We start from the raw sequence: 3117 nt of genomic DNA, 5'->3' as shown, positions 1-3117 counted from the left end.
AGAATTCATGAACTTGAGTTACCTGAAGATAAAGAAAAATTGCTGAAGATCGTTGAAAAAAGAGAATATAGCTTTTCTAAAATATCATAATTTATTTTTATGTGACAAATAAGCTAATGAGAGCTATGCCTTCTATGTAAAACTAAGTTCTATGATAAATAAAGAAGTAATTCTAGTTCATTTTTGTAGTAATGTTTCTTAAATACTCTATATGCTTCGATAGAAGTGTATCATCTAGTAAATTCCACGTACTAGAGGATATTTTTTTGTAGAGATGACTTGCTTATAAAAGAGTTGGCTCCTTCGTCAAAAAAAGCATATTCTTTCGCAAAAAGAGCATTTTTTTTTGATCAAACAAATTAATACTCTTGTTATTAATTTACAATAAAAAGTGATATATAACTTTGTGAAGGGAGACAATAAATTGGTTCTAAAATTTTTACAGAAGTTAAATGGAAAATCTAGTAAGACAGAAGATGGAATAGATGCTCAAGAAATTATCCCAGAAGAAAAAAAGGGATTGAAAGAAGTATCTTTCTTACTAAACAATGATGAAAGAATTGTTGTAGATTTCATAAGCGATATGGATAGGGATTTTGGAAGTAGTATTCGAGATCGAGTGAGACAAGGGGATCATTTTGAGAGATTTTTAGCCGCAGTGTTTAGATTGGCGGGGTATGAAGTCGAAATCACTAAGAAAAGGGTTATGAAGGATAAGCGTGTATATACTGGCGATGGTGGTGTGGATTTGATTTTAACTAAAGAAAATGAGCGTATAGCGGTTCAAGCAAAATCAAAGCGCTTAAATAGTACAAGGAATGAACGATTGATCTCTGATAATGATGTAAAAAATTTCGCAGGAATATCTGATAAAAACTGGACTAAAAAGATGTTTATCACTTCGTCTTTTTTTAATAGTTATGCTTATAAACAAATAACAGAAAATGAAAAAGCACATAAAATCGAGTGGTATGACAGATATGAACTTTTAAAGCTGTTAAATCAGTTGATCCCGGAAACGATGCTGAAATATCAAGTATTGAATTCATTGCCTAAAAATATAAAAATTTGTCCTAAATGCAACAAAGGAATTATGATACCACGCCAGAATGGGACAACGGGGCAATACTTTAATGCTTGTGTAGCTTATTGTGGACATACAGAGAGTATCAAGAATCGTTGAAACGAAAACGCTTTTTCCTTCAGAATGAAAAAGGAGTTCATCGGAAAAACCTTTTCTTCTGTATACTTAGTTGAAAATAAGCTTGGAATGGAGCGTTGAACATGGAAAAAAATGAACAGAATAAAGAAACAAACATAGGAAAGCCAGCGAAGATATTAGAACGAAGAAATGCCATATTTTTTGATAAAGAAGAACTAGTTGCACTCCAAAAATTACAAAAAGCCCCAAGTCAAACAGTTGCGAAATCTGACCAACAATCATTTCATGCTATTGCTTCCAATGCTTCTCAGAAAACAAAAGATAAAGCTCAGGTATCTGGAAATACACAGAAAAACTTGTACTCGAAAGAAAATTTACAGCGATAGATATTGGACGAATGAATAGAATCTTAAAAGGTGCAGTCAATTGGAATTAATCTAACACTTTTAGTTATATTGTTCGATAAGACAATATAACTATTGGGAGGATTCTTTAGAAAAAATTGTTCTAAGGATAAAGATGGCAATTATATTTTAGCGTAATAGGAGCATGATAGGATGCGAAGAAAAACCAAAGAAAAAATCAATCATTTGATCAATATAGGTACATTTTGCTCAATTATCATGGCTATCTTCTCGGTCATTTTACTTCTTCAAAAAAGATATTTTTGGACATTTTTAGGTATTGCTGGAATGATTGTTGGTATTGCTTCTTTTTGGAGTTTAAAAAAAGAAATGAAATCAATTGGAGAAGATGATGGTCATGATAATAATTGAATGCTGCGTTTAGTGGAAGTTATCTATTTGTAAGCTTAACTTTATCGATATCTAAGAATCACCAAATAAGGTCAAATCGTTTTAAAAATTGAAAAAGTAAGGAAAGCGATGATATAATAAACATGAAAAAAGGAACTGCGTCAACAGTTCCCTTTTGATAGCACTGCTAAAGACGGTTGCAATTAAACTAAATATCTTAAAAAGAAATAGCTAGTCGGCTCGCTAAAGTGACGGCTATTTCTTTTTGTCATTTTTGTTGACTAAGGTTAGGATGCCGAAGATCAACGTTGCGGTAAACGAACCGAAACTAATCATTAGCCCTAACACTGTTTCAACAGACAAAAGGCGTCTCCTTTCTCTAAAGTTTGAGATTATGTGCATAAGCACCACCTCACTTTTGAATGGATAGCCACCGTCATTAAACTTTACTGTCTAGTAATAATTATAGAATATAGATCTAGTTATCAACTTGAAAACTCAAGTATAACTAGATCTATTTTTTTGCCTAGAAATGTTAAAATAGCCAAAAATAAATGACACAAGAATTGACAGTTTGATTAATCTGTATTACAATGTGATACAAATGGAGGCGATAACATGGCTATGATTACTGTACGTGTGAGTGATGCTGAAAAAGAATGGCTTTCTTATATGGCGGAATTTTATGGAATTACTTTATCTGAACTATTAAAAACCTATTCGATGGAACAATTAGAAGATGAATATGATCGACAAACAGCTGAAATTGCCCATAAACATTGGATAGAAAGTGGGAAGCCAACTGTATCCATGGAAGAAATACTGAATGAATTTGGAGGACTAAAGTGACCTATCATTTAGAATTCACGCCTGAAATTCAGAAACAACTTCGTAAAATGGACAAATATCAAGCTACATTGATTGTTCGATGGCTGTATCAACATATTGATGGCGTTGATGACCCGAGAAAATTCGGGAAAGGGTTGACAGCCAATCGTTCAGGGCAATGGCGTTATCGGATTGGCAAATATCGAGTGTTGGTAGAAATAGAAGATAATCAAATGGTTGTCATTGCTATTCAAGTGGGACACCGAAGAAATGTCTATGATTAAGAGACTATTTCTTTTTATAAAAAAATAAATAGATGAAATCTAGTTAAAACTCTTGAACTGAGAGATTTAACTAGATTTTTTTTATGCG

The 3117-nt window shown here is 32.4% G+C and carries 6 protein-coding genes; 5 read left to right on the top strand and 1 reads right to left on the bottom strand.

Going from position 1 to position 3117, the window contains the following annotated elements:
• Positions 1-424: 424 nt before the first annotated feature.
• From ED2_RS14365 to ED2_RS14355, 3 genes are all read left to right on the top strand, one after another.
• Positions 425-1183 (top strand): restriction endonuclease, encoded by a 759-nt coding sequence (locus ED2_RS14365; RefSeq protein ID WP_060789925.1) that lies wholly within the window; start codon positions 425-427, stop codon positions 1181-1183.
• 101 nt (positions 1184-1284) lie between these two features.
• On the top strand, positions 1285-1548 hold the full coding sequence (locus tag ED2_RS14360) for a hypothetical protein (RefSeq protein ID WP_016176476.1): 264 nt from the start codon (positions 1285-1287) through the stop codon (positions 1546-1548).
• 171 nt (positions 1549-1719) lie between these two features.
• A complete protein-coding gene (locus ED2_RS14355; RefSeq protein ID WP_016176477.1) occupies positions 1720-1938 on the top strand; it encodes a hypothetical protein in 219 nt (72 codons plus the stop codon).
• Positions 1939-2172: 234 nt separating this feature from the next.
• On the opposite strand, the gene ED2_RS15260 is transcribed toward ED2_RS14355, so the two are convergent.
• Positions 2173-2319 (bottom strand): putative holin-like toxin, encoded by a 147-nt coding sequence (locus ED2_RS15260; RefSeq protein ID WP_016176478.1) that lies wholly within the window; start codon positions 2317-2319, stop codon positions 2173-2175.
• Positions 2320-2535: 216 nt separating this feature from the next.
• Here ED2_RS15260 and relB point away from each other — a divergent pair, with 216 nt between their 5' ends.
• Positions 2536-2766 (top strand): type II toxin-antitoxin system RelB family antitoxin, encoded by a 231-nt coding sequence (relB, locus tag ED2_RS14350; RefSeq protein ID WP_005880060.1) that lies wholly within the window; start codon positions 2536-2538, stop codon positions 2764-2766.
• Positions 2763-3029 carry a type II toxin-antitoxin system RelE family toxin gene (locus ED2_RS14345; protein ID WP_005880058.1) on the top strand — a complete coding sequence of 89 codons (267 nt, stop codon included), beginning with the start codon at positions 2763-2765 and terminating at the stop codon, positions 3027-3029. The genes relB and ED2_RS14345 overlap by 4 nt, the downstream gene beginning before the upstream one ends.
• Positions 3030-3117: the final 88 nt, after the last annotated feature.

Origin of the sequence: Enterococcus durans NBRC 100479 = LMG 10746 (assembly GCF_001544215.1) — a bacterium.
GTDB lineage: Bacteria > Bacillota > Bacilli > Lactobacillales > Enterococcaceae > Enterococcus_B > Enterococcus_B durans.
The sequence above is the reverse complement of the archived record's forward strand: the minus strand, read 5'-3'. Positions and strand labels throughout refer to the sequence as shown.